This window comes from Ulvibacterium marinum, assembly GCF_003626755.1.
Taxonomy (GTDB): domain Bacteria; phylum Bacteroidota; class Bacteroidia; order Flavobacteriales; family Flavobacteriaceae; genus Ulvibacterium; species Ulvibacterium marinum.
In genome coordinates, this window is record NZ_RBCJ01000001.1 from 1,003,507 (window position 1) to 1,029,007 (window position 25,501).

The 25,501-nt window shown below is 42.0% G+C and carries 27 protein-coding genes; 16 read left to right on the forward strand and 11 right to left on the reverse strand.

All coding sequences use genetic code 11. The features are described 5' to 3' along the window. Positions 1 to 16 precede the first annotated feature (16 nt). Positions 17 to 754 (reverse strand): Dph6-related ATP pyrophosphatase, encoded by a 738-nt coding sequence (locus tag D7Z94_RS04210; RefSeq protein ID WP_120710258.1) that lies wholly within the window; start codon positions 752 to 754, stop codon positions 17 to 19. A gap of 264 nt (positions 755 to 1,018) precedes the next feature. Between D7Z94_RS04210 and D7Z94_RS04215 the strand changes: the two genes are divergently transcribed. Next, complete coding sequence (locus D7Z94_RS04215) at positions 1,019 to 2,242, forward strand: endonuclease/exonuclease/phosphatase family protein (protein WP_120710259.1); 1,224 nt, start codon at positions 1,019 to 1,021, stop codon at positions 2,240 to 2,242. Between the two features lie 116 nt (positions 2,243 to 2,358). Here D7Z94_RS04215 and D7Z94_RS25590 read toward each other — a convergent pair whose 3' ends face one another. The 4 genes from D7Z94_RS25590 to D7Z94_RS04230 form a co-directional block, all read right to left on the reverse strand. After that, positions 2,359 to 2,496 (reverse strand): hypothetical protein, encoded by a 138-nt coding sequence (locus D7Z94_RS25590; protein ID WP_158594582.1) that lies wholly within the window; start codon positions 2,494 to 2,496, stop codon positions 2,359 to 2,361. A gap of 266 nt (positions 2,497 to 2,762) precedes the next feature. Then, entirely contained in the window at positions 2,763 to 3,245 is a 483-nt protein-coding gene (locus D7Z94_RS04220; protein ID WP_120710260.1) for a c-type cytochrome, read from the reverse strand. A gap of 75 nt (positions 3,246 to 3,320) precedes the next feature. Next, positions 3,321 to 4,283, reverse strand: a complete 963-nt coding sequence (locus D7Z94_RS04225; RefSeq protein ID WP_120710261.1) for a YheT family hydrolase — start codon at positions 4,281 to 4,283, stop codon at positions 3,321 to 3,323. Further along, positions 4,283 to 5,287: a bestrophin family protein gene (locus tag D7Z94_RS04230; protein WP_120710262.1), complete on the reverse strand. Its 1,005-nt coding sequence runs from the start codon at positions 5,285 to 5,287 to the stop codon at positions 4,283 to 4,285. The genes D7Z94_RS04225 and D7Z94_RS04230 overlap by 1 nt, the downstream gene beginning before the upstream one ends. Positions 5,288 to 5,421: 134 nt before the next feature. On the opposite strand from D7Z94_RS04230, the gene D7Z94_RS04235 reads away from it, so the two are divergent. Both D7Z94_RS04235 and D7Z94_RS04240 read left to right on the forward strand, forming a co-directional pair. Next, positions 5,422 to 5,697, forward strand: coding sequence for a UBP-type zinc finger domain-containing protein (locus D7Z94_RS04235; protein ID WP_120710263.1), 276 nt, complete (start codon positions 5,422 to 5,424; stop codon positions 5,695 to 5,697). Between the two features lie 6 nt (positions 5,698 to 5,703). Then, a complete protein-coding gene (locus D7Z94_RS04240) occupies positions 5,704 to 7,362 on the forward strand; it encodes an FAD-dependent oxidoreductase (RefSeq protein ID WP_120710264.1) in 1,659 nt (552 codons plus the stop codon). A gap of 3 nt (positions 7,363 to 7,365) precedes the next feature. On the opposite strand, the gene D7Z94_RS04245 is transcribed toward D7Z94_RS04240, so the two are convergent. Then, positions 7,366 to 8,340, reverse strand: a complete 975-nt coding sequence (locus tag D7Z94_RS04245; RefSeq protein ID WP_120710265.1) for an NAD(P)H-dependent flavin oxidoreductase — start codon at positions 8,338 to 8,340, stop codon at positions 7,366 to 7,368. A gap of 149 nt (positions 8,341 to 8,489) precedes the next feature. Between D7Z94_RS04245 and D7Z94_RS04250 the strand changes: the two genes are divergently transcribed. The 8 genes from D7Z94_RS04250 to D7Z94_RS04285 all read left to right on the forward strand — a co-directional run bounded on the left by D7Z94_RS04250 (position 8,490) and on the right by D7Z94_RS04285 (position 15,488). Beyond that, complete coding sequence (locus D7Z94_RS04250; protein WP_120710266.1) at positions 8,490 to 9,578, forward strand: Gfo/Idh/MocA family protein; 1,089 nt, start codon at positions 8,490 to 8,492, stop codon at positions 9,576 to 9,578. A gap of 71 nt (positions 9,579 to 9,649) precedes the next feature. Beyond that, positions 9,650 to 10,123: an acyl-CoA thioesterase gene (locus tag D7Z94_RS04255; protein WP_120710267.1), complete on the forward strand. Its 474-nt coding sequence runs from the start codon at positions 9,650 to 9,652 to the stop codon at positions 10,121 to 10,123. Positions 10,124 to 10,185: 62 nt separating this feature from the next. Next, positions 10,186 to 11,403 carry a DUF763 domain-containing protein gene (locus tag D7Z94_RS04260; protein ID WP_245967131.1) on the forward strand — a complete coding sequence of 406 codons (1,218 nt, stop codon included), beginning with the start codon at positions 10,186 to 10,188 and terminating at the stop codon, positions 11,401 to 11,403. 106 nt (positions 11,404 to 11,509) lie between these two features. Continuing rightward, positions 11,510 to 12,148 (forward strand): GntR family transcriptional regulator, encoded by a 639-nt coding sequence (locus D7Z94_RS04265; RefSeq protein ID WP_120710269.1) that lies wholly within the window; start codon positions 11,510 to 11,512, stop codon positions 12,146 to 12,148. Further along, the gene (locus D7Z94_RS04270; RefSeq protein ID WP_120710270.1) at positions 12,138 to 13,421 is read left to right on the forward strand and encodes an MFS transporter; all 1,284 of its coding nucleotides are present in this window, start codon (positions 12,138 to 12,140) and stop codon (positions 13,419 to 13,421) included. Before D7Z94_RS04265 ends, D7Z94_RS04270 begins: the two co-directional genes overlap by 11 nt. A 57-nt stretch (positions 13,422 to 13,478) precedes the next feature. After that, positions 13,479 to 13,895 (forward strand): VOC family protein, encoded by a 417-nt coding sequence (locus D7Z94_RS04275; protein ID WP_120710271.1) that lies wholly within the window; start codon positions 13,479 to 13,481, stop codon positions 13,893 to 13,895. A 13-nt stretch (positions 13,896 to 13,908) separates the two neighbouring features. Continuing rightward, positions 13,909 to 14,451 carry a cupin domain-containing protein gene (locus tag D7Z94_RS04280; protein WP_147415825.1) on the forward strand — a complete coding sequence of 181 codons (543 nt, stop codon included), beginning with the start codon at positions 13,909 to 13,911 and terminating at the stop codon, positions 14,449 to 14,451. Positions 14,452 to 14,528: 77 nt separating this feature from the next. After that, positions 14,529 to 15,488 (forward strand): sugar phosphate isomerase/epimerase family protein, encoded by a 960-nt coding sequence (locus D7Z94_RS04285; RefSeq protein ID WP_120710273.1) that lies wholly within the window; start codon positions 14,529 to 14,531, stop codon positions 15,486 to 15,488. A gap of 43 nt (positions 15,489 to 15,531) precedes the next feature. On the opposite strand, the gene D7Z94_RS04290 is transcribed toward D7Z94_RS04285, so the two are convergent. The 4 genes from D7Z94_RS04290 to D7Z94_RS04305 form a co-directional block, all read right to left on the reverse strand. Continuing rightward, the gene (locus D7Z94_RS04290) at positions 15,532 to 16,428 is read right to left on the reverse strand and encodes a DMT family transporter (RefSeq protein ID WP_120710274.1); all 897 of its coding nucleotides are present in this window, start codon (positions 16,426 to 16,428) and stop codon (positions 15,532 to 15,534) included. Then, the gene (locus D7Z94_RS04295; protein ID WP_120710862.1) at positions 16,425 to 16,778 is read right to left on the reverse strand and encodes an arsenate reductase family protein; all 354 of its coding nucleotides are present in this window, start codon (positions 16,776 to 16,778) and stop codon (positions 16,425 to 16,427) included. The genes D7Z94_RS04290 and D7Z94_RS04295 overlap by 4 nt, the downstream gene beginning before the upstream one ends. Before the next feature lie 149 nt (positions 16,779 to 16,927). Next, on the reverse strand, positions 16,928 to 17,626 hold the full coding sequence (locus tag D7Z94_RS04300; protein WP_120710275.1) for an aspartate/glutamate racemase family protein: 699 nt from the start codon (positions 17,624 to 17,626) through the stop codon (positions 16,928 to 16,930). Positions 17,627 to 17,837: 211 nt separating this feature from the next. Beyond that, on the reverse strand, positions 17,838 to 18,158 hold the full coding sequence (locus D7Z94_RS04305) for an ArsR/SmtB family transcription factor (protein WP_317125761.1): 321 nt from the start codon (positions 18,156 to 18,158) through the stop codon (positions 17,838 to 17,840). 60 nt (positions 18,159 to 18,218) lie between these two features. Between D7Z94_RS04305 and D7Z94_RS04310 the strand changes: the two genes are divergently transcribed. Then, complete coding sequence (locus tag D7Z94_RS04310; RefSeq protein ID WP_120710277.1) at positions 18,219 to 18,680, forward strand: DinB family protein; 462 nt, start codon at positions 18,219 to 18,221, stop codon at positions 18,678 to 18,680. A 1-nt stretch (position 18,681) separates the two neighbouring features. Here D7Z94_RS04310 and D7Z94_RS04315 read toward each other — a convergent pair whose 3' ends face one another. Continuing rightward, positions 18,682 to 19,425, reverse strand: coding sequence for a DUF3298 and DUF4163 domain-containing protein (locus D7Z94_RS04315; RefSeq protein ID WP_120710278.1), 744 nt, complete (start codon positions 19,423 to 19,425; stop codon positions 18,682 to 18,684). Between the two features lie 81 nt (positions 19,426 to 19,506). On the opposite strand from D7Z94_RS04315, the gene D7Z94_RS04320 reads away from it, so the two are divergent. The 4 genes from D7Z94_RS04320 (at position 19,507) to D7Z94_RS04340 (ending at position 25,490) form a co-directional block, all read left to right on the forward strand. Next, on the forward strand, positions 19,507 to 20,661 hold the full coding sequence (locus D7Z94_RS04320; RefSeq protein WP_120710279.1) for a cystathionine gamma-synthase: 1,155 nt from the start codon (positions 19,507 to 19,509) through the stop codon (positions 20,659 to 20,661). A gap of 226 nt (positions 20,662 to 20,887) precedes the next feature. After that, complete coding sequence (gene gdhA, locus D7Z94_RS04330) at positions 20,888 to 22,231, forward strand: NADP-specific glutamate dehydrogenase (RefSeq protein ID WP_120710281.1); 1,344 nt, start codon at positions 20,888 to 20,890, stop codon at positions 22,229 to 22,231. A 126-nt stretch (positions 22,232 to 22,357) separates the two neighbouring features. Then, entirely contained in the window at positions 22,358 to 23,077 is a 720-nt protein-coding gene (recO, locus tag D7Z94_RS04335) for a DNA repair protein RecO (RefSeq protein WP_120710282.1), read from the forward strand. After that, positions 23,061 to 25,490 carry a TonB-dependent receptor gene (locus D7Z94_RS04340; RefSeq protein ID WP_120710283.1) on the forward strand — a complete coding sequence of 810 codons (2,430 nt, stop codon included), beginning with the start codon at positions 23,061 to 23,063 and terminating at the stop codon, positions 25,488 to 25,490. The genes recO and D7Z94_RS04340 overlap by 17 nt, the downstream gene beginning before the upstream one ends. The last annotated feature ends 11 nt before the right edge of the window (positions 25,491 to 25,501 follow it).

The window sequence follows — 25,501 nt, forward strand, 5'->3', positions numbered from 1 at the left end:
TCGGTAGCGCAATAGATTAGTTGTTTTGTCTTTTTTCGATCGGTAAAAGATCGGAAAACCAGAAACCCATAGAATGGCCAACGGTACTAGTATCTTGATCTTTTGGCCTTTTATATTCCCGATAGACTTTTTCGCCTAAAGTAAACTCCACTGGATTTGTAAAGATGGGTCCGTCGAAACAAAAGGTATGAAATTCACCATTTTCACCACATGGGTCCACATTGGATGGCAGGTCCTTAAGGAAATTTTCATCAATTTCCCGTCCGGCAAATGAAACATCCAATACTTCGGAATTTAGGGCAATGATTATAGCCCTGAAGCCTAAATCCAAAAATTCAGTGATGAGCTCTTTAGAATCTCTTTTCCAAAGCGGAAAGCAACATTCTATATCATAGGGACTTAATTTTGTTTCCCTATAAATCCTTAGGTCTTCTAAAAAAATATCGCCAAAACCACAATGTGTATATCCTTCGGAATTTAGTTTTCCAATTACACGTTCCATTGCGGTATTGTAAACTTCCATGGTAGGCTCCTCCGGCAGCTCTATAGTAGTAAGGGGTAGACCAATTTCTTGTACTTGCCTCTCCAAGAGTTCCCTTCTTAGGCCATGCATGGAAACCCGGTTGTGATGAGTGTTTACTGTGGTAAGCAATCTATCGATATGATATTTTCCACTCCGTTGAAGATAACACAATGCCAACGCGGCATCCTTTCCAGAGCTCCAGTTGAAATAGGTTTTTGGGTTTTTTTGCACAATGTAACTCGTAAAAATAGGTTGTCTAAAATTACGGGGAACCTGTCATATAAAAAAACAGATATTTTGCAACGAAACCATTCCATCATTCTGTTTTTTTATGATGCATCCCTACGCAATATATCTAAGAACCTAAAGTTAACATTCGCCAAAAAAATAGGACAATATCTTTACGCTAGGTTCATTTGTACTTAAGACGCAGCAACTACATTTAGGAGGTAAAAGACTGTTAAAGATTTAATCCTAATCAAAATTACTTCCAACATGAAAACCCAAAAGTTATTATCTAGAACAAAGTTTCTTTTCCTTTTTTCCTTAATTCTTGTTACTTCCTGTATTAAGGACGACTTCATAGGTCACCCAGGAGGAGACGATGATGTTAAAGTACGATTTGCCAGTTACAATGCCTCCTTGAATCGATCCAACGAAGGAGAACTGATTTCGGATTTATCCACACAGGATAACCCACAAGCCAAATTGGTAGCGGAGGTTATACAGAGACAGTACCCGGATGTTGTTGCCCTTTTGGAGTTTGATTACGATTCAAATGGCGAAGCACTTGATCTCTTTCAAAAAAACTACTTGGGGATAAGCCAAAACGGTGCGGATGCGGTTACTTACGAATACGCCTATTCCGTATCATCCAATACAGGGGTTTTGGCCGAAGTAGATTTGGATGGTAATGGTGAGGTTTCCATTCCCGGGGACACCTATGGATTTGGATTCTTTCCTGGCCAGTTTGCGTTTGCGATACTATCCAAATACAAAATCCAGAAAGAGAATATTCGTACATTTCAACAATTCCTATGGAAAGATATGCCAGAAGCACTATTGCCCGTAAATGAGAACAATAGTCAATACTATTCCGAAGAAGCTTTGGCAGTATTTCGGTTATCTTCTAAAAATCATGTGGACATCCCTATTCAAGTTTCCGAAAGTAAAGTTGTTCACGCCTTGATTGCTCACCCCACCCCACCGGTATTCGATGGGCCCGAGGATCGGAACGGTACAAGGAACCATGACGAAATACGTTTCATCAGTGATTACATCAATGACGAGAGCTACATTTATGATGATAATGGATTTACCGGAGGGTTGGCCTATGGTGCACATTTTGTTGTGATGGGAGATATGAATGCGGATACCTTTGATGGCGATTCCACTAACCATCCCATTGGCATATTTGAGAGTAACCTCAAAATAAACCAGAGTGTACTTACAGGAAATAGGGTCCCTTCTAGCGAAGGAGGTACCGAGGCCAGTATTGTTCAAGGAGAGATAAATGACACCCATATTGGGGACCCTGCCTATGATACCGGGGATTTTGGCGACACTAATCCTGGGAACTTGCGCGTAGATTATGTTCTCCCATCCGCAAACTTGAAAGTTGTAGATTCCGGCGTGTTTTGGCCCACCGAGGCAGATGAGCAGAATGAGTTGAATGCCGCTTCCGATCATAAATTGGTTTGGGTGGATTTGGAACTTTAATCTATAACCTTACCACGGCCTAAAAATTTAAAAGCCTGATAACAAATTGTATCAGGCTTTTTTTAGTATATATCTATTTCCACGAAAGGAATTATTTCGCAATACTGTTAAGTAGTTCAAGTTTTTTCGGTTTTGGGATTGCCATAGCCGCCAGACCATCCCAACCAATATTTTAGCGAAATATCCTTTCGTATACCATGACTTTTTTTCTCGGCGGGTTTTTTCTTTTCAAAAACTGATGCATCCTCTTTCATAATGAACTGCTTTAATCGGTCTGTCAATTATAAAGACGTCCGCAGTCTGGATAAGATGATAAAATTTTGTTAAAAAAAGATTTTGGTTTCTTAAAACTGTTTTATGAAAAGTATTGGTTCTCTACGCCTGAGCCATGTACATTATGGCCTTTACGATTTTCACCTTGCGATTTCCCTGCTTTATCCTGTCCATACGAATACACAAAAAATGCCGCTATCCCAAGATTATTTAGAGATAACGGCAAGATTAAATTTTCGGAAACGCTCTATAACGTCCTTAAATACTCGGCGACGGCGCGGGTCTCGTCTTCGGTCAGATTTTGGTTTAACATTATGGCATTGTTGTATTCCTTAAGAAGTGCCTTGGCAATGGGATCTTCTTTGAGCATCACATCCGGATTAATGATCATATTCATGACCCATGCAGGACTTCGCCTTTCATACACCCCTTTAAGTGCAGGGCCGATCATGCGTTGTTCGGCCATATGGCAGGCCACACAAATGGAACTGAACTTGGCCTCTCCGGCACTTGCCAATTCTGCATCTACCTCATTGGAGAAAGAAATATCCTTAAAGGGACCTACACCATCATTGTTCATATCCACAGGAACACCCTCGGATGTATCTGCGGCTTTTTCCTCCGTTTTGGAGCGTTTCATTTCAAAACCTCCACTTTCTTCTTTTTTTTCCTTTCCTCCACAACCGACAATAAGGCCTCCTAAGGCCAAAAACATGAGTACTTTTTTCATTTATACCAAATTTTATTGCCGAATCCTTAACGGCATCTGTTACTTTAGGGCTACTAATATATAAAATAGCAAGGCTTAAATGACCTCTTCAACAAATTTTATTGCTCTTGTTTCATTATGATAAATATTGGTGCTTTTGTAAAAACCAACATGGCCACCATATTTTGGAACCTCCAAATAGAGTTTGGGATTATCTTTGGCTTCTTTATAAGGGAAACACTCCGGTCCTAAAAAGGAGTCGTTTTGGGCATTGATGACCAATGCCGGAATTTTGATATTTGGGAGGAATTGAAGGGAACTACATTTTTCATAGTAATCCAAGGCATCGGCAAATCCATGCGCTCTACTGGTGTAGATGTCATCAAAATCCTTCAGTGTTTTTATTTTTTTGATATCCTCATCAGAAATCTTGTCGGGAAAAAGGGGAAGTTTTAGTCTCAACTTATCCGTTAAATGTCTTCTAAAACGTTCGGCATAGAGGTAGTTCTTAAGCTTCAATAACTCTTTAAGGGAACTATACAGGTCGCAGGGGACGGAAATACCGATTACTCCTTTGATTTCTTCCGGAATTTCATTTCTCTCGCCCACATATTTCAAGGCCAAATTACCACCTAGACTTATACCTTTGATGTAAATTTTAGAATGTTTTCTTGTACGCAGAATATGCCGTATTACGGCATCTAAATCTTCGGTAGACCCGGAGTGGTAGGTACGATACATCCTATTGGTCTCTCCGCCACAACCTCGAAAATTCACTGCACAGGCATCATAGCCGTTCTGGTTAAAATGCTTGGCACTTCCTGTTATATAAGGCCGTTGGCCATGACCTTCCAAACCATGTAAAAGAATGACAACTCCACTGGAGGGTTTGAGGGCGTAGCTCCAATCCAAATCCAAGAAATCACCATCCGGCAATTCTAATCGTTCACGTTCTTGGACCAATCCGTTTACCCTGCGGACCAATCCCGAATAAATGGTGGAGAAATGCCCGTTTCTAAATATAAGGGGCGGATTATAGTTGGACGATACAAAAGGCATTAATAGAGAATGTTATCCTTAGGCTGTACTTTTTTAGGCAAATCCTTTTCATCCAACATGTCGCGTAGATCAATTTCAATGGTCCGGCAAAGTGCTGTCATGGGCACATCATTGATGCGCCCCTCAAAAGGGTCTTCACTATTACTGCCTATCTTTTCCATAGTGGTAAATATCCAAGAGATCAAAACAGAGAACGGAATCATAAACCCAAGAAAAAGCTGTTGTTGCAGATCTGTGCGTATTTCCTTGATTTCACCTTCAAAAATGGAAAGCAGGCCAAAAGGAAGCAATAGAACAAAAATCCAGGTAAATAGAGTGCTGAAATAGGCATATTGCCTAGGAAAAGGGGTATTTTTTATACGTTCGCACCTTCCCTGCAGGTTATACAGCTCCTCCAAAGTGTTATGGAAGACCAGTTTATCGAACTCCGTAATTTTCCCTTCGTTTAATAATTGTTTTAAATGTAGTCCTTGATTCTTTATAAGGTGTGTAGCTACATTTTTCCGATTTTCTAATTTCTCATCCTCTTCCGGACTTAAAAAATTATCCAAAACCGAACATACGGGATTCCGCTCCCCATGTCTTTTAAACAGTTTTTCGACCGACTTATTCTCTTTAATGGAAAAACTTGTAGGTTGGCGTAATTGGATTCGTAAGGCATTGATCCAGGCGATATGTCTATAGATAAGAATACGTTTGGTCTCATGATCGTCCTCAACAAAACTCAATACATTATTGGCCCATGTACGCGAATAGTTGACAATTCCGCCCCATATTTTCCGAGCTTCCCAAAAACGATCATAGCTTTGGCTATTTTTAAAACCTATATAGAAGGCTACAGCGACACCGATTACGGTTAAAGGTTGAAAGGGGATATCCAAATGCTTCCATCCTAAATAATAATAGGCAGAAAAAATGATAGCCGCCCATAAGGTGAAGAAGATCAGATTTTTCCAGGCATACCTTAGAATTATGCCCCAGCTAATATTTCTTTTGATATACATTTTGGTCTAGATTAAGGGATGAAAGTGAACTTCCTGCACAGGTCCAGGATAACATATTGGCTAAAAATACTTAAAACTTTCATAATTGATGTTCCCATAAAAATGGATTGTAAAGTTTATTGTAATTTTAAGTTATGGCTTTGCGATTAAAAAAATGTGAACACATACAGGCAATTGAATCGGTAAGGAAACCCCTCGATTATGAGTGCGAGGAATGTATTAAGACAGGTGATTCCTGGGTACATTTGCGCACGTGTCAAAGCTGTGGGATTACCTTGTGCTGCGATAGTTCGCCCAATAAACATGCAAGTAAGCATGCAGCCTCGCATGAACATGCGGTTATCATTTCTGCGGAGCCGAACGAAAAATGGATGTGGTGTTATGTCCACGAACAAATTGCTAGATATTAAAGACCTATGAACGACCCTCGTTTTCCCGAATTGACCCAACGTCAGATTAATATTTTAAAAGAATACGGTACTATTGAATCCTATGACAAGGACACACGTGTGTTCTCCTTGGGCGATTTGCAATATGACTTTTTTGCAGTTTTGGATGGAACGGTTTCCATTGAAGATCCCTATAATGATAATTACGTTATCGTTGCCCATGGTAAAAATGAGTTTTCGGGCGATAGCGGAATGCTCTCCAACAGGGCGGCACAGTTTCACGCCGTCGCAAAATCCGGGACAACCTTATTGCGTATTAGACCTCAACACCTTAGGGAGGCCATTGCCAAGCATAGTGATATTAGCGATGTACTGCTTAATGCTTTCCTGGAAAGGCAGAATACGGTACTCAATGAATTTACAGGCGGTATGAAACTCATAGGTTCCGGTAATTCCAAACATACCTATGCCTTACGGGATTTTATGGAAAAAAACCATATCTGGCATAATTTCTTGGACGTTGACGTATCCGAGGAAGCAAGGGAATTGCTGCAAAACTTTAATCTTTCTGAAAAAGACCTTCCTTTGTTTATTGCGAGTGATGGTGCCATTTGTCAGAAAACATCCTTGGATCAACTGGCTCGTTATGCCGGAGTTCTCATGGATTTTGAGGATAAGGTTTTTGACTTGCTGGTAATCGGGGCAGGACCTGCCGGGTTGGCGGCAAGCGTATATGCTGCCTCAGAAGGGCTTAGTGTTGTTACCATAGACAGTAATGCTCCCGGTGGACAAGCGGGGAAAAGCTCCAAAATAGAAAACTATCTCGGTTTTCCAACGGGTATTTCAGGAAATGACCTGGCCAATAAGGCCTATGTTCAGGCACAGAAATTTGGCTGTAATATTTCTATTCCACATAAGGCGGAAAGGATTGAGCATACCGGGGAACATTTTATCCTTTACGCTACCAATGGTAAAGCCATAAAGACAAAGGCCATTATGGCTGCTACTGGAGCCAATTATACGCAACTGCCTATTGAAAACATTGAAAAGTATGAAGGCAGTGGTGTTTATTATTCTGCAACAGGAATGAATATTTCCGCTTGTAAGGATGAATTGGTAGGCGTTGTAGGGGGCGGTAATTCCGCGGGCCAGGCGGCACTTTTTTTGGCCGAGCATGCCAAGGAAGTACATGTAATCTTAAGGGGAGGCGATTTGGGAGCAAAAATGAGCGACTATCTGGTTCAGCGAATCGAAGCGGCCCCTAATATTCATGTGCAATTGAATACCCAGGTCAAGGAACTCCATGGGGAGCACTATTTGGAATCGCTGGTTTTAGAAACGAAAGATGGCGAAAGAATCAAAAAGAATATTACTAATCTCTTTACCTTTATTGGTGCCAGGCCTTGTACGGATTGGCTAAAAGGACTTGTGGCAACCGATGAAAGAGGATTTATCTGCACCGGTCCCGGAATTGCGGAAAAGGATTTATATCGATGTGATATTTTCAGAAAACGAAAACCACAGTCCCTGGAAACGAGTATTCCAGGTTTCTTTGCTGTGGGTGATGTGCGCAAAGGTTCTGTAAAACGGGTAGCTTCAGCAGTGGGAGAAGGCTCCATGGCCGTAAGCCAGGTTCATCAGTTTTTGGTAGAATCGAATAATGCTAGGGAGTCCGTTGAGGCGTAGAATTTATTTCGGATAGGTTTCCAAAACCTTAATTTGTTCCTCGATTGCCGATTTAAATTCCAATTTTAAGGCGTCTACCAATTCCGATACTGGTGGCGAGTTGTTTACGGTGGCAGCACCTTGTCCAGCGGACCATATGGTTTTCCAGGCCTTTGCCTCTGTATCCAATTCCTTTCCGAAATCTATTTTAGTATCCTTTTTTAGATCGGCATCGCTTAAACCGGCGGCCTTTAAACTAGCTCCCAAAAAATTAGCGTGTACTCCGGAAATGGCTGCGGTATAGACCACATCACTGGCCCCCGCTTCAATGATCATTTTTCGATACGCTTCCGGGGCCTCACTTTCTTGGGTATTAATAAACCGGGTACCCATATAGGCCAAGTCCGCTCCCATTTGTAGGGCAGAAGCAATATCCCTTCCGCTACTAATGCAGCCAGAGAGAATAATAGTCCCGTGATAAAATGCCTTTATTTCGGCCACTAGCGTCATGGGGTTTATAGTGCCCGCATGCCCTCCGGCACCCGCCGCTACCAATATGAGCCCGTCAACACCAGCTTGTGCGGCCTTTTCCCCATGTCTTTTTTTAATGATATCATGGAACACCAGCCCGCCGTAACTATGCACGGCATCCACAACTTGACTAACGGCCCCCAATGACGTAATGATCAAAGGGACCTTATGCTTCACACAGAGTTTTAGATCGGCCTCCAATCTGGGATTGGTAGGGTGTACAATAAGATTCACTCCAAAAGGGGCAGGTTTCTTGCCTGTTTCTTTTTCGAACTTTTGGAGTTCCGATTTTATTTCCAATAGCCATTCCTCGAAGCCTTCGCTGGTACGTTGGTTGAGCGCAGGAAAAGTGCCAACAATACCATTTTTGCAGCACTCAATGACCAGTTTAGGTCCTGAGATTAAGAACATTGGGGCTGCTATGGCAGGAAGGGAAAGGCTATGGACAAAATCAGGTTTTAACGACATGAGGCAAGAGTTTTAGCTATGCCCTTAAAGCTACGCTCAATTCCGCTCATATGCAAAGGAGGCCTAAGAAACTCATAAAGTTGTGTAAAAAGCAGAAGGTGTTCCCATGTATGTGATTAAATTTAGAGGGCACCCAAGAATTTCAGAAAATGCAAAAGAGAAGGGAATTTCTAAAAAAATCAGGGTTATTTCTCGGAGGAGTCGGGATATTACCGCAATACGCCTTTACGCTAAATCGCACAAAGGAAAAACTGGGGGTATGTCTAGTAGGCCTTGGAAATTATAGTACAACGATACTGGCCCCGGCCTTACAACTTACCGAGCATTGCCAACTCACGGGGATTGTTACAGGGAGTCCCGAAAAAGTTCCGGTCTGGCAGGAGCGCTATGATATCCCCGATAAGAATGTGTACAATTATCAAAACATGGACGGCATTGCTGATAATCCGGATATTGACGTTATCTATATTGTTCTACCTACTGGGCTACATGCCGAATATGCGATAAAAGCTGCTAACACGGGAAAGCACGTCTGGTGCGAAAAACCTATGGCCAAGACGGCATCGGAATGTCAATCGATTATGGATGCCTGTGCCAAGAATAAGGTAAAGCTATCAATTGGGTATCGCATGCAGCACGAACCCAATACACAACAACTCATACAATGGGCCAAAACCAAACCATTCGGAAATATTGAAAAAGTAAAGGCTGAAGTAGGATTCAATATTGTTAATCCCCCAAATAATTGGCGTATGGATGCCGAGTTGGGAGGGGGCCTACTCTATGATGTTGGTGTCTATGTGATAAATGCCATGCGCTATACCACGGGACTAGAACCTATTTCCGTAAATGGACATCACGAGAATACCCGCCCGGAGGTTTATAAGGAAGTTCCGGAGACGAGTATTTTTGAAATCGATTTTCCGTCAGGAATCAAGGCCAAAGGGAAGACCACGGCTGCCCAAAGTATTAATATTCTTCGGATCGATTGTGAAAAGGGATGGTATGAACTGCAACCTTTTCAATCCTATAGGGGAGTAAAAGGTAAGGCCAGTAACGGGACGCTTTTGGATACCTATATTGAAAACCAGCAAGCAAAACAGATGGACGACGATGCTCTGGCTATCTTAAACAACACCAACGTACTGGTGCCCGGAGAGGATGGTATGAAAGATATCATTATTGTGGAGGCCATCAACGAATCAGCCAAAACAGGCAGAACGGTAAAGTTATCTTAATCGGTGTTTTTCTTTTTCTAAAAGAGCGTATTTTTGAAACTTTTATGCATGCATAACAAAAGGTTGAAAAAATGTACGTAAAGGAATTTGAAGTTCGTTGGAGCGATGTTGATGCCAATAGGCACTTGGCCAACAGTGCCTATATCAATTTTATGAGCCATACCCGTATGAGTTATCTCTTGGAACTGGGTTTTGACCAAAGGATGATGGCGAAACATCAAATCGGTCCGGTCGTTTTTTATGAGCACATGTATTATTTTAAGGAAGTGTTTCCCGGAAAACCTATACGGGTTTCATTAGAGGTAATGGGTATAAGCGAGGATGGAAAATTCTTTGAATTCCATCATAATTTTTATGATGCCAAAGGAAGAAATGTGGCCCATTGCGAGATGATGGGAGCATGGATGAGCTTGGAGACCCGGAAACTGATCGGTCTTCCCAGGGATTTGCTTCAAGTGTTTAATTCAGCAGAAAAACCAAAGAGCTTTCAAATGCTAACAAAAGAGGATACTCGAAAATTTGCCAAGGTGCCCAAAGATATTTAATTATTCTTCAGCGCTGATTAAATATTGGAAAAATTCCATATATTTGGCTATATTCCAAAACCATGATGCAGCGCTCGGGTACGGCAGATTTGGCATTGCATGGAGGAGCCATACCTCCTTGGCTCTTTAGCAGAATGAAACAGCTAACCTTGCCGCTTGTCGAGGCCATTATTATCCAAAACGGGAAAGATGATTTTCTAGAGCGGTTGGCGAACCCTTTTTGGTTTCAGAGTTTTGGAACGGTCATTGGAATGGATTGGAACTCCTCCGGGGTCACCACGGCCGTAATGCGCGCATTGAAACAGGCAATTAATCCCGTTTCAAAGGAATTGGGAATCTATATATGCGGTGGAAAGGGGAAGAAGTCCCTCCAAACCCCAACAGAACTTCTTGAAGTAGGTTATAAGACCGGACTTGACAGTGACCATTTGGCTCAATGTAGTAAATTAAGTGCCAAGGTAGACAATACGGCCTTACAGGATGGGTTCAATCTTTACCTGCATAATTTTGTGGTGAACGATACTGGTAAATGGTCTGTAATCCAGCAAGGGATGCACAACTCAAACGACATGGCGCGCAGGTATCATTGGCATTCCGGAAATCTGAACTCTTTTGTGGAGGAACCGCATACGGCGGTATGTGGTGAAAATCAGGGTTCTATTCTAAACTTGGTGCATAAGGAGGCCAAGGCTACCCGAGGTTCCATTATGAATATTTCCAAAGAGCACCCAGATAGGATATTGAAGGAATTGCCACATCTTTTGGTGCCGGTTTATCATGAAATGAAAGCAAAGGATGTAGACCTAAAACGTTTAGGCAGCATCCTATGGCTGGCCCAAGAGAACGAAACAAAAACGTTTGAGGAGCTTTTGTTGCTCAAAGGGCTCGGCCCCCGCACCTTGCAATCATTAACCTTGGTAAGCGAGGTTATACACGGAACGCCATGGCGATTTTCAGACCCTGCACGTTTTGCTTTTGCGCATGGAGGCAAGGATGCCACACCGTTTCCCGTTCCCACCAAAGTATACGATGAAACTATCGCCGGTTTGAAGGATGCCGTCCAACAGGCAAAAATTGGCAATACGGATAAAATCAAGGCCATTCATAAACTCACGGATTTGGCACAAAAGGCAGAAAAGGGTTTTCATCCGAATGCAAATTTTGATGCTTTGGTCAGAAAGGAAAAAGAGGAATCCTATAAATATGGGGGAAGAAGCATCTATGGGTTTGCCAAACCAAAAAACAACGGACAGTTGGATTTATTCCACGGTGACATCTAAAAATAAACTGCTTTTGGCCTATTTGTGCTTCCATGTAAAATGTGATTTTATAGAAATAGTAATTGAAATTTTGTATACCGTATACAAAATTTAGTATTTTTGAAACATGCGTATTACTGCGGATGAATTGAGCAAACAGGCCTACAAGAAGGTCAAAAAGATGATTGTCTCCAAAAAACTGTTGCCGGGTCAAAAAATAGTCCAGGAGCAGTTGGCGGATAAATTGGGCATCAGTAGAACTCCTTTGCGTTCTGCCTTACAGATGCTTGAAGCCGAATCATTGATCAAATCCATTCCGCGAAGAGGGGTCATCGTCAGAGAATTTAGCAATGCTGAAATTATTGAAATCTATGATTGTCGCATAGCCTTGGAAAGCACGGCAACCAGACTGTTTACGCATAGGGCCGCCCAACCTGAAATAGACCGGTTACGAAGTTTGTTGTTACCCTTCGAGAAAGGGGAAATCAATGCCCAAGCCTATCAAAAGGCAGATAGTGAATTCCATAATTCCCTAATAAAAAACTCTGGAAATGATTTTTTATACAACCTGTTCCAGAAGGGGAATCTCTTGGTTTGTATTGACATGATCGGCTTGGTGCGCCCGCCTCAGGAGACCTTGGAAGAGCATTTGGATATTGTTTCGGCCATCCGCTACCGCGATGCCGACCTGGCCGAAAATCTGATAAAAGACCACCTGGAAAAATCAAAGCAACTTATTCTTAAAAAACTGGAAAATGGGAAATAGAACGCTGTTTCCTACCCGGTATAAAATGGTTTTCGGTACTTTTCTGTTGGCCATGATTGTGTTGTTCGACCGTATATTGCTCTCCGTGGCCAAGGACCCGGTAGCCGAATCCCTTCAATTGAGCGACAAACAAATGGGGTGGGCCATGAGTATTTTTGCGCTGGGGTATGCCTTGTTTCAGACCCCGGCAGGATTGTTCGCGGATAAGTATGGTCCTAGAAAAATATTGACCGCAGTAGTGGCCTTATGGTCGATTTTTACGGCCTTGACCGGGGCTGTCTGGAACTACCTTACCTTATTGATCGTTCGTTTCCTTTTTGGAGCAGGTGAAGCTGGGGCCTTTCCCGGTATGGCCCGTGCCATTTATAGTTGGATTCCCCTATCGGAGCGTGGAATCGTAAATGGCATTAATTTTTCAGGAGGACGTATTGGGGCCGCTTTTGCCTTGCCTATGGTGGCCTGGTTGATGGATTTGGTCGGATGGCGCTTAACCTTTGTATTGTTGGGTGCCATTGGTATTTTGTGGGGCATCGTATGGTACCTTTGGTTTAGGGATAACCCGGAAGATCACAAGGGGATGTCCGCTTCCGAAGTAAGCTATATTCGTGCGCATACAAATAGGAATACTGCAGAAGAGGAGAAGGTTACAATTGATTTTGGAAAGCTGTTCCGCTCCAAAACCATGTGGCAGTTAATGGGACAGTATTTTGCAAGTAATTTTACTTTCTTTTTCTGTCTAACATGGTTGTTTCCACACATAAAGGCAAAATATGGATTGGATGCGCTGGAAGCGGGATTCTACGCCTCAGCACCCCTGATTTTTGGAGCCCTTGGAAATTGGTTTTCCGGATTTTTGGTAGACTTTATCTACAAAAAAAAACGCTGGGCCCTATCTCGAAAGGTTCCGGCTATCATTGGGTTCTTATTGGCATCCATAGGTATAGTTGCCAGTGTGTATATGGATGAGGTTACACCGGCCATAATACTCATTTCTATTGCAGTTTTTGGTGCGGATATGACCTTAAGTCCCTCCTGGTCAGCTTGTGTAGACGTTGGAAAACAATTCTCGGGAGCGGTAAGCGGTACTATGAATATGGCGGGAAATATCGGGTCGTTTTTAACCGCTTTGGCATTCCCCTATCTATTGGAACTAACAGGTTCCGAAGTCCCTTTTTTCTATCTAGCTGCCGGGCTCAACCTGTTGGCGATAGTTTTGTGGATGAAGGTAAAACCACAACGGCCATTACAAATAACTGCCACTTCAAATTCTTAATAAAATTTGGATATTAATTGCGTGCCAAGAAAATATAAGGAGGTCTAATAAACTAAAGTGAAACAAAAAATCGCACATATTGCCTTGGTCGTCAAGGACTATGATGAAGCCATAGCGTTTTACACCAAAAAACTGGATTTCATCCTTCTCGAGGATACTATCCTAAGTGAAGAGAAAAGATGGGTTTTGGTCGCTCCGCCCGGTGCAAAGGAGAGCTGCCTTTTATTGGCCAAAGCGGCAAATGAGGAACAAAGGAAAAGTATCGGGAACCAAGCTGGAGGCAGGGTTTTTCTTTTTCTGTTTACGGATGACTTTTGGAGAGACTATAACAAAATGGTGGACCGGAATATAAAATTCCTTAGACCACCTAAGGAGGAAGAGTATGGTACAGTGGCCGTATTTGAAGATTTGTATGGAAACCAATGGGATTTATTGGGGCCGAGTAAAATTAATAAAGGGTTGCTATCCAAGTAAAAGCTGAATATCAATGATTACAAGAAAAGATTTTGAGGATGTGTGCCAAAAGTCCCTGGAGATGATTCAGGCAGCCGGGATATACTTAACGGAAACGGATAAAATGAATATCACTGCTGCAGATTTTGGCCTAAACCAAATTAAGACAGAAGGCGTACAAATCCTTACCCTTTTTGATACGGATCGAATGGCAGCAAAGATTCTAGTGTTGCTTCCTTACCAGACAGAACCCGAACATTGGCATCCACCCGTAGGCAATGACCCTGGTAAAGAAGAGGTTATTCGTGGTATTTGGGGAGACCTTACCTTTTACATTCCCGGGGAAGACAATATGAAGGAAGGTTTCATTGTGGAGGGAAAGGAAAAATGCTACACCATGCGCCATGAGATAGCCATTGGCCCAGGGGATCAATTAATATTGCCCCCCGGGACCAAACATTGGTTTCAGGCAGGAAAACGAGGGGCGGTTATGTACTCGTTTTCAACAAAGGTAACTGACCTTCTAGATCAGTTTACCGACCCTAATATTATTAGAGAAACGAAAATAGAGGAATAGTAAACTATATATTTAAACTGCGCTCTCCCTGAATATCATAATTGCTCAAACGGGGAAGCATTTATAAAACAACACAAATGAAGCAAAGTATCATAACAGCTTTTTTGGGCCGTACCCAAGACCGATTTTCAGAATATCAAGAACCTACCTCTTTAGAAGAACGTTTGGACCTTGTGGTTAAAATCCCGGGGGTGGACGGAGTTGAAATCGTGTATCCCTACGAAACGGAAGAAGCAGAATCTACAAAGAAAATGTTCAGCGATAGGGGCTTGAGTTTCGCCGCGGTGAATGCCAATATTAAAAAGGAGACCCAATGGGTGCCTGGGGCCCTTTCAAGACCCGATTCCGATTTACGAAAAGGTGCCATAGAAATTATAAAGGAAGCAAAGAACTATGCCAAGGCGGTTGGCGCGCCTTTGGTAACTTGTTGTCCCTTGTCCGATGGATATGACAATCTATTTCAGGTAGACTATCCCAAGGCTTGGCGAAATATGGTAGACGCTGTTGTAGAAGCCGCCGACTACCTTCCGGAAATCCCTTTGTTTATTGAATATAAAATCAATGAGACTAGGGTGCATGCCCAATTGGATAATTGTGCCAAGACCATCCTATTCTTAAAGGATGTAGGCAACAAAGCCACAGGAGTAACCGTTGATTTTGGCCATGCCTTATTGGCCAAGGAAAATCCGGCCCAAGTAATCGCACTCTGCGAGGAAACGGGAACGGATTACTACCTCCATACGAATGACAACGATTTTAACTTTGATTGGGATCTGATTTCAGGTTCCCGAAATTTTCTTCATACTGTAGAATTCCTATTCTACGCTAAGGAGTATGGGTATGATAAATATTTTACCGCGGATGCCTCCCCACGTATTTTTGATATGATCGGGTTTTTTACTGAACATGCTGAAATGAACTTGGCCATTTGGAATCTGGTTGATAAACTCGACCGCAAAAAATATCGAAAGCTGATGCACGAAGAAAGGCATATGGATTTGATGCAATTGGTACGAAAGGAAATTTACAGACTGTAAAAATTTTGTGGTTGGGCGAAATTAGGATAGGAAAGCAAAACCGTTAATTCAAACGGGGCTTGGGTTTTCTACTGGCCAAATAGACACCTAAAAGAACCAAACAGGCCGCGGCTATTTTCAAGGTCGTTAAACTGTCTTTTCCTGTAGCCACAGCATATAGAATTCCAATAAGCGGTTGTACATATACAAAGGCACTCAAGGTAGAGGCCTTTAATTGTGTCAGCGCAAAAATATTAAAAAGATAGGTGCAGAAAGTGGTTCCTACCACTACAAAGGCCATGCGCCAGATTGCATCAAAAGGCAAGTTGGCCCAATCGATTTCGGTGACTTCGGTATACCCGAAAGGCAGACAAATAAGGATTCCAAGCGTAAAGAGCCATTTCATAAATGTAAATGGATGGTATTTGGCGATCAATATTTTTGCCACAATGAGATAGGAGCCATAGAAAACCGAGTTCATAAAAATTAAAAAGTTGCCCAAAGGAATATTGGGCGCATCCTGCCGAATCTCGGAGCCAAATACGATGAGTCCCAGAGCACCAAGAAGACCAATGGCAATACCCAAAACTTTTTGAGGGAGGATTTTTTCCTTGATGAGCAAAGCCGATAATATTAAAACAATTATGGGTGTAATCGTGATTAAAACAGCACTGTTGATTGGTGTTGATAGGGCGAGCCCCTTAAAAAAGACCAACATATTTACGCCCATTCCCAGAATAGCGCAGACCAACATTCGTAGATAATCTTTTTTTTCTATTTTTTCCTTAGGGCCAAAAACTGAAATTACCCAAAACAAGATGGCCGCCCCTACAACACGGAACATAATGAAGGCAAAAGGTTGTATATAGTGGGGCATTGCTCCCTTGGCAATGGTATGGTTAAGGCCATAGATAGTTGTGGCGCCTACGGCGGCTAATATGGCGAGAGTTCGCTTGGTCAAGAGTGTAAAGCTCCTTTGGCAGCCTCGACCACCTTTTTGCTGTTTCCAATAAAGATTTGGTCATCAATCAAAATCACTGGACGCTTCAAAAAAGTGTAATGATCCAAAATTAAATCCCTATAGTCGTTTTCGGTCAGGTTTTTCTCCCCAAGATTGCGCTGGCGAAAAAGCATGGCCCTACGGCTAAACAAAGCCTCATAGCTACTGGATAGCTTATGCATTTCTTCCAATTGTGCAGGAGTTATGGACTCCGTTTTTATGTCCTGTAACCCTACTCCGTCCAAGGGTTCCAACTCTTTGAGAATACGTTGGCAGGTAGTGCATGTGCTTAGGTGGTATATTTTCCGCATGGAATACATTTTTGATTTACAAATGATAGATTTGAACCTCTGTCCGATGGATAGATCAAGCTGAAAGAAATCCAAATTGACCTTATAAGTCCAATAGATTGCAAAGAAACCAATTTCTAATAAGATAGTCTATACCTTCCAATAGTAATCTAGGAATTCGCCAACGCAAAATCCACTGCTTTTTGTGCATGGATTAGGGTTGTATTGAATGTTGGGATAGCCACGTCCGATTCCGAAATCAACAAAGGTAATTCTGTACAGCCTAGGATAACACCTTCTGCTCCCTTTGTGATAAGGTTTTCAATGATTTGGATACAAACCTGCTTTGAGGCCTCGGCAAATTTCCCCTTGACCAGCTCATCGTAAATAATGCTATGGACAGTTTGCCTTTCCTCTTCAGATGGGATGATTACCTCTAAATGGTATTTATCTTGTAAAATCTTGGTATAGAAATCCTTTTCCATGGTAAACTTTGTGCCTAACAAGGCCACCTTTTTTAGGCCCGCGGCCTGGATGGCCTCTCCGGCAGCATCGGCAATATGTAAAAAAGGGATAGCCGTAGACTGGGTTATACGGTCGCTCACCAAATGGATGGTATTGGTACAAAGTAAGGTCATGTCCGCACCGGCCTTCTCCAACTTAACGGCATGATTGGCCATAAGATCACCGATTTTGTTCCAGTTTCCCTGAAAGGTAAGCTCTTCGATTTCCGAAAAATCAACAGAGGTCATAATGCTCTTTGCCGAATGGGAACCTCCTAGACGTTCCTTGACAATCGAATTGGTATACTCATAATATATCTTGGAGGATTCCCAACTCATACCCCCGATTAATCCTATTGTTTTCATAGTTATTTTGTTTTGGACATTTCTAAGGCTCCGTCAATGGTTATTGATGATAGCCAGTTTTTAATAAGGCGAATTGTTTTATCACTTTTTTTCTCCGAATAATAGTCGTAATCGGAGAGTGTACATTCCAGTTTATTTCTCATGTCGTTGTTTGCCAAGGGTTAACATATTTATATTTCGCTAATTATCGATTTGAAGTTCTAAAAAAATATTAAAGTTCTTTACTTAAAGTGTTGATATAGGCTTCGATCACTTTTTCATTTCTTCTGTAATAGGTCCATTTCCCATGTCTCGTAGGGATAATTAAATCCGCATTTTGCATCGCGGTGAGATACGTTGAGATGGTGGATTGTGATAATCCTGTTTTGTCCTGAATGAAACCAACGCAAACACCATCGTCAAAATGATCGATATCCTGGTGCGGTGGAAAATTCGATTCTGGATCTTTTAACCATTTTAAGATGTTCACCCGGGTCTCGTTTGATAATACTTTACTAATTTCGACGATGTCCATAGGGCAAATATATAACATATTTACATATCTAGAATAATAGATATGTTAATTTTTTAAATTAATTTAAAAGCTCATATTTTGGAGAAACTATTCAATATTACCTTGCAAAACCGAAAAAACCTCCTCAACATTTTGGAAAATACACCAAAGGACATCTTGTTAAAGATTCCAAAGGGTTATCGAAACAACATTTGGTGGAACATTGCCCACGTAACCGTCACCCAACAATTATTGGTATATAACTTAAGCAAAATGCCCATGCTTGTTCCACAGGGACTCGTGGATAAATTCAGAAAAGGAACCATACCTGACGGTACCGCGACGGACGAAGAAATTAAAGCGATAGCCTCCTTTTTGGTCTCCACAATAGAGCGGACCGAAGAGGACTTTAACAAAGGAACCTTTAAAGAGTTTAACGAATATACCACTAGCGCAAAAGTAACCTTAAGGGAAGTGGCCGATGCTGTTGCCTTTAATGTCTTTCATGAAGGACTGCACCTGGGTGCTATCCTTTCATTGCGAAAAGTTCTGGTAAATTAATTTAGGACTTGCCTCTTCTAGCCAAGAATTTTTTTACCTCCTCATAGGGAAGGGTCAATTCCAACGGGCCATCTGCATATGAGGCAACTTCATATGGATTGTAACGTAGTTGTATGCCTTTCTCTGTGAAGCCAATGTTTTCCGGAAGGTAGAAGGAATCCTTCTCGAACATGAAACCAGTATGGTTAATGGGTTTGTCCATAGGAATTTTTTCCTGCTCCCTAAATTTGATTTCCGCGAAACGTTCAAATTCATCTTGATTTATAAAAAGCTGCCGGTTTTCAAGCTCTTTCCCTTTAGTTTTATCAAAATTTAAGAACTGTTTTGAGCTATAACCGTGGGCACCTCCCGTGAATATGTAAGAATCAAGTTCCACGGTTAAAAGGGCATTATCTTCATAAATCACCTTCCCCTCGATTTTGGCTTCCCAACCTATGGTTTCATCGGAATAGAGTCTTTTAAGCTCCAGGTAGCCATTTTTAAAGGATTTGATGGCCTCTTCCGGAGTAGATGCCGCTATGTCCTCATCAAAATTTAGAATGGAAATGGTTTCCTCTTCCAATGCCGTATTGATGGTTGATGCCAATTTGGTATTTTCCAATGCCTTTGGGTAAGAAACGGATACTTCGGGGCAGTCCGCACATGCATCGCCATGTAAAATAAAGGGTTCAAATGTTAGTTTATCCTGATTTTTACAACTTACAAGCAATACAAATAGGCAGATAAAGCTAAATATAGGTCTCATGTAATGTTATCGTTTCAATGTTTGGGGTGTAATTGTATGCTTCCAAAGATAACGATACATTTGCACCGATAATTATATAATATGAGCGAAAAAAAATTAAAGTTCAATAGTAAGACCATTCATGGAGGGCAGGAACCCGACAAGGCCTATGGCGCCGTAATGCCTCCTATATATCAAACCTCAACCTATGCGCAGACCACTCCGGGAGGACATCAAGGCTATGAATATTCCCGTAGCGCCAACCCTACCCGGACCGCATTGGAGAATTCCTTGGCCAGTATAGAAAATGGAAAATATGGATTGGCCTTTGCAAGTGGCCTATCGGCTATGGATGCCGTCATTAAATTATTGAGCCCGGGGGATGAGGTAGTTTCCACAAATGACCTCTATGGGGGAAGTTACCGTTTGTTCAAGCAAGTTTTTGAAAAATACGGTATTACGTTTCATTTTATAGGGATGCAAGATGCCAACGCAATCGAACAATACATCAACGATAAGACGAAGCTTATCTGGGTGGAGACCCCGACCAACCCAATGATGAATGTTATTGATATCAAAGCGGTTTCCCTTTTGGCCAAAAAACATGATCTTTTGCTAGCCGTAGACAATACTTTCGCTACACCTTATTTACAACAACCCCTAGATCTCGGTGCAGATATCGTTATGCACTCGGCAACTAAATACTTGGGAGGTCATAGTGATGTTGTGGTAGGCGCATTAGTGGTCAAGGAAAAGGAATTGGCGGATAAGCTCTATTTTCTTCAAAATGCCAGTGGTGCCGTTTGTGGGCCCATGGATAGCTTTTTGGTACTTAGGGGGATAAAGACCTTACATGTACGTATGCAACGCCATTGTGAGAATGGTAGGGCGATTGCAGAATTTTTAAAGGATCATCCCAAAATTGAAAAAGTGTATTGGCCTGGTTTTGTGGATCATCCCAACCACGAAATTGCCAAGAATCAGATGAAGGATTTTGGCGGAATGGTCTCCTTTGTGACCAAAGGAAGCAATTATGCCGATGCCATTAAGATAGTGGAAAGACTTCAAGTCTTTACATTGGCCGAATCGTTGGGAGGGGTGGAAAGTTTGGCCGGTCACCCTGCAAGTATGACCCATGCCAGTATTCCCAAGGAAGAACGGGAGAAAAGCGGAGTTGTGGATGCTTTGATCAGGTTAAGTGTAGGTATTGAGGATGTAGACGATTTGATTACGGATTTGCAACAAGCTATAGTCTAGTACCGCCCTTTTTTCTCGTAAATAGGAAGGTGACTAATTTCTCCTTTAAAAGGATATAGCATACCCATATTTTGTGCACTCCATGGAGAGTGGGAAAGTTAACAAGAAAGCAATATGAGGTAAAAAAATTATCAAATTTTAGAAAAAAGAGGGTATAAATTATTGAAATATCATAATTTCGCCCCGTAATTTTATTTTCATCAATAATCTGTGAACAAATAAATATATGCAAGAAAAAATAAAAGCCTTTATGGACGAGGTAAGATCCCGGAATGGTCATGAGCCGGAATTCTTACAAGCAGTACAGGAAGTTGCCGATACGGTTATTCCATATATTGCGGATAACGAGATATATAACGGAAAGAATATTTTGTTGCGTATGGTAGAACCTGAGCGTTTGATTTCTTTTCGGGTTGCTTGGGTGGACGATGATGGGGAAATACATGTTAACCGAGGATACCGCATACAAATGAATTCGGCCATCGGGCCATATAAAGGTGGACTTCGTTTTCATCCTACGGTAAATGCCAGTATTCTAAAGTTTTTGGCTTTTGAACAAGTCTTTAAAAATAGTCTTACCACCTTGCCCATGGGAGGTGGAAAAGGAGGCTCTGATTTTGACCCCAAAGGCAAATCGGATGATGAGGTTATGCGGTTTTGCCATGCCTTTATGGCGGAGCTCTTTAGGCATATTGGCCCGTTCACGGATATCCCTGCCGGGGACATTGGTGTGGGTGCCCGGGAAATTGGATTTCTTTTTGGGATGTACAAAAGAATTCAAAACGAGTTTACCGGAGTGTTGACCGGAAAGGGGCTCTCTTGGGGAGGATCAAAAATACGTCCTGAGGCAACAGGTTACGGAACCGTGTATTTTGCGCAGGATATGTTGCTGACTAAAAATGATGATATTGATGGGAAGACGGTGGTCATTTCCGGCTCTGGAAACGTGGCCCAATATGCTGCGGAAAAAACATTACAGCTTGGAGGCAAAGTGGTTACGCTTTCGGATTCTGGAGGATACATCTATGACAAGAAAGGCATAGATGAGGAGAAGTTAGCCTTTGTAATGGACTTGAAGAATAACAAACGGGGAAGAATTTCCGAATATGTGGACCAATATCCATCTGCTGAATATCACAAAGGGAAAACACCTTGGGAAGTGCCCTGCGATATTGCATTGCCCTGTGCCACGCAAAATGAGCTTAACGGGGAAGATGCCACAACTTTGATTAAAAATGGGTGTATTTGTGTAGCAGAAGGGGCTAATATGCCTTCCACATTGGATGCTGTACATACCTTTCAGGATGCCAAAATCCTATTTGCACCTGGTAAGGCCTCCAACGCTGGTGGCGTGGCAACTTCAGGATTGGAAATGTCCCAAAACTCCCTACGTATCAGTTGGACAAGGGAAGAGGTGGACGAAAGATTAAAAGGGATAATGAAGGACATCCATGATTCCTGTATTGAGCATGGCATAGAAGCGGACGGTTATTGTAACTATGTAAAAGGAGCAAATATTGCCGGTTTTGTAAAAGTTGCCGATGCCATGTTGGCCCAGGGTGTGATTTAAGGTACCCGGCTAGATGTTCGAAATCGAAATAAGACCTGTCAGGTTTCCAAAAACCTGACAGGTCTTATATATTTATCGAACTTCATTTTTTTTCCGATTATCTTTACCGTTAGCTAACCAAAACCGATGCAAGTAACCACCAAAGCCATAGTTTTATCTTCCATTAAGTATGGAGATACTAGCTTGATTGTCAGAGCATATACCTTGTCAGATGGGTTAAAATCCTATTTGCTAAAAGGAGTGCTTGCCTCCAGAAAAGGGAAATTGAAATCGGCCTATTTTCAGCCTTTGACCCAATTGGAATTGGTGGCCAACCATAAGAACAAAGGAACCTTGGAAAGCATTCGAGAAGCCAAGGTTTATTACCCATACCAAACATTACATACGGATATTTCCAAGAATTCCATGACCCTTTTTTTAGCGGAAATGCTGGGAAACAGTATTTATGAGGAAGAACCTAATAAAGGACTTTTTCATTTTTTGGAAGCTTCTATGCAATGGTTGGATACGCATCAAGAAATCTTCAACTTTCATCTATTTTTTTTATTGGATTTGACGAAATATTTAGGCTTCTATCCTGACACATCTTATGCGCATGAGGCTTATTTTGATCTTCTGGAAGGGGAGTTTACAAAAATGCCATCGCTTCACCCTAATTTGACGGACAAAAATTTGGAGTACTTCAAACAGTTTTTGGGCATAAATTTTGATGGGATACATACGATTAAAATGAACAAGATCGACCGACAAGAACTCCTAAAATCCCTTGTCCTGTATTATGAATTACATTTGCAGGGGTTTCGAAGGCCCAAATCGCTTGCCGTTCTAAATGAAGTATTCCGCTAGTATGCAAAGAATAACCTTCATATGTGGTTTTTTGCTGTCCTATTTTATATCCGCTCAAGAAATTAGCATTTTGGATATGGATACTAGGGAACCTGTTCTGAATGTCGCTGTTTATAACTTGGACAAGTCAAAGACCGCGCTGTCCGACAATAACGGGAAGTGCGACCTTACTATTTTTGATCGGCACGAGCGTATCACCTTTAAACATTTAAGCTATGAGGTTAGGAAGGTTACCAAGGCACAAATTTTAAGACGAGGAGGGAAAGTTTACCTAACCATTAGGGCGGAGCAATTGGACGAAGTGGTGATGTCCATTTCCAAATGGGAACAGCAGAGAAAGGACGTTCCCCAAAAAATAGTCTCCATAAATTCTAGACAAGTTGCGCAAGTAAATCCACAAACTTCAGCGGATCTCTTACAGAACAGTGGAAAAGTTTTTGTGCAGAAAAGTCAGTTGGGCGGGGGTAGTCCAATGATACGGGGCTTTGCAACCAATAGATTATTGCTCTCCGTTGATGGGGTACGAATGAACAACGCCATTTTTAGGGGGGGCAATATTCAGAACATAATTTCAATTGATCCGTTCAACATAAAAAATACGGAGGTGCTATTTGGTCCTGGATCGGTGATTTATGGTAGCGATGCCATAGGGGGGGTCATGAACTTTTATACCAAGAAACCGGTTTTTGGGGAATCGGACAGTACTTCTCTTTCGGGGAATGCCTACTACCGATTTTCTTCCGCCAATTTGGAAAATACCTTGCATGCGGACATAACTTTTGGAAAACAGAAGTGGGCCTTCTTAACAAGTACTTCCTTTAATGATTTTGGAAATTTACAAATGGGGTCCCACGGCCCAGATTCTTATTTAAGGCGGAGTTACGTAACTACGCGTAATGGTGAGGATGGGGTAGTCGCCAATCAAAATCCCAGGGAACAGATACCGACCGGGTATAATCAGATTAACCTGATGCAGAAAATTGCCTTCAGGCCCAACAAAATATGGGACTACAACTTAGGGCTTCATTATTCGGAAACCTCGGATTACGCCAGATATGATCGTTTGATACGTCCAGGAAACGATGGAAACGAATTTCAATCGGCAGAATGGTTCTATGGCCCACAGAAGTGGTTTATGGGGAATTTGCAAATCGACAAAAAAGGACAAAATAAGTTCTATGATGGACTAAAAATAACCGCTGCATACCAGCGTTTTGAGGAAAGTAGAAATAATAGGGACTTTGGAGAACCCATTCGATTCACAACAAAGGAAAGGGTAGACGCAATATCGGCTAATATCGATTTTGAGAACAAGAAAATTGGAGACCTCAGGCTTTATTATGGTGCAGGATATATCTTTAATAAAGTGAATTCCAATGGCAGCCAAAGGAATATTGAGACGAATACACTATCCAATGCGGCCTCCCGCTATCCGGATGGATCTACTTGGCAGACCGCTGCGGCATATATCAACGGGGAGTACAAGGCCAAACCAAATTTCACCTTGCTCTCTGGACTACGATATAGCCATGTATGGGTAGATGCGGTTTTTGACAAGACCTTTTACCCATTTCCTTTTGATACGGCGGATTTAAGTACCGGCGCCCTTACTGGAAGTCTGGGCTTTAGTTGGTTTCCGAGGGCCAATCTACAGATAACCTGGAACGGATCAACAGGTTTTAGGGCCCCCAATATTGATGACGTTGGAAAAGTATTTGATTCCGAACCTGGATCTGTGGTAGTTCCTAATCCTGATCTGGAACCGGAGTATGCATACAATACCGAACTTGGTATACAAAAGAATTTTGATGATAAGGTAGTTCTAAAAGGAGCCGCTTTTTATACTTATCTAGTAGATGCCTTGGTGCGAAGGGATTATCAATTTAATGGACAATCCCAGATAACCTATAACGGGGAACTAAGCAATGTACAGGCAATACAGAACGCGGCCAAGGCCTATGTTTATGGATTTGAATTGGGTCTCGAGGCATTTTTGTCGGACCATTGGTCCATCATATCAAATCTCACAATAACAGAAGGGATAGAAGAAGAAGAGGATGGCACGGATTCACCCGCCCGGCATGTGGCACCAACATTCGGCGATTTTCATGTTATTTGGAAAAACCAAAGATTGCGTACAGATCTTTTTTTAAACTACAATGGAGAAATTGCCTTTGAAGACCTCGCTCCATCTGAACGTAATAAAGCCTATATCTATGCAACGGATTCCGACGGAAATCCGTTTTCACCTTCTTGGTATACTTTAAATTTTCGTTCTCAGTTTTCCGTATCCGATGCCTTAAAGGCTTCCCTAAACTTGGAAAACCTGACCGACCAACGATACCGCTCCTATTCTTCGGGAATAAGTGCTCCCGGTATAAACTTTGTTCTAGGCCTTGGGTATCGCTTTTAAATAAAAAAACC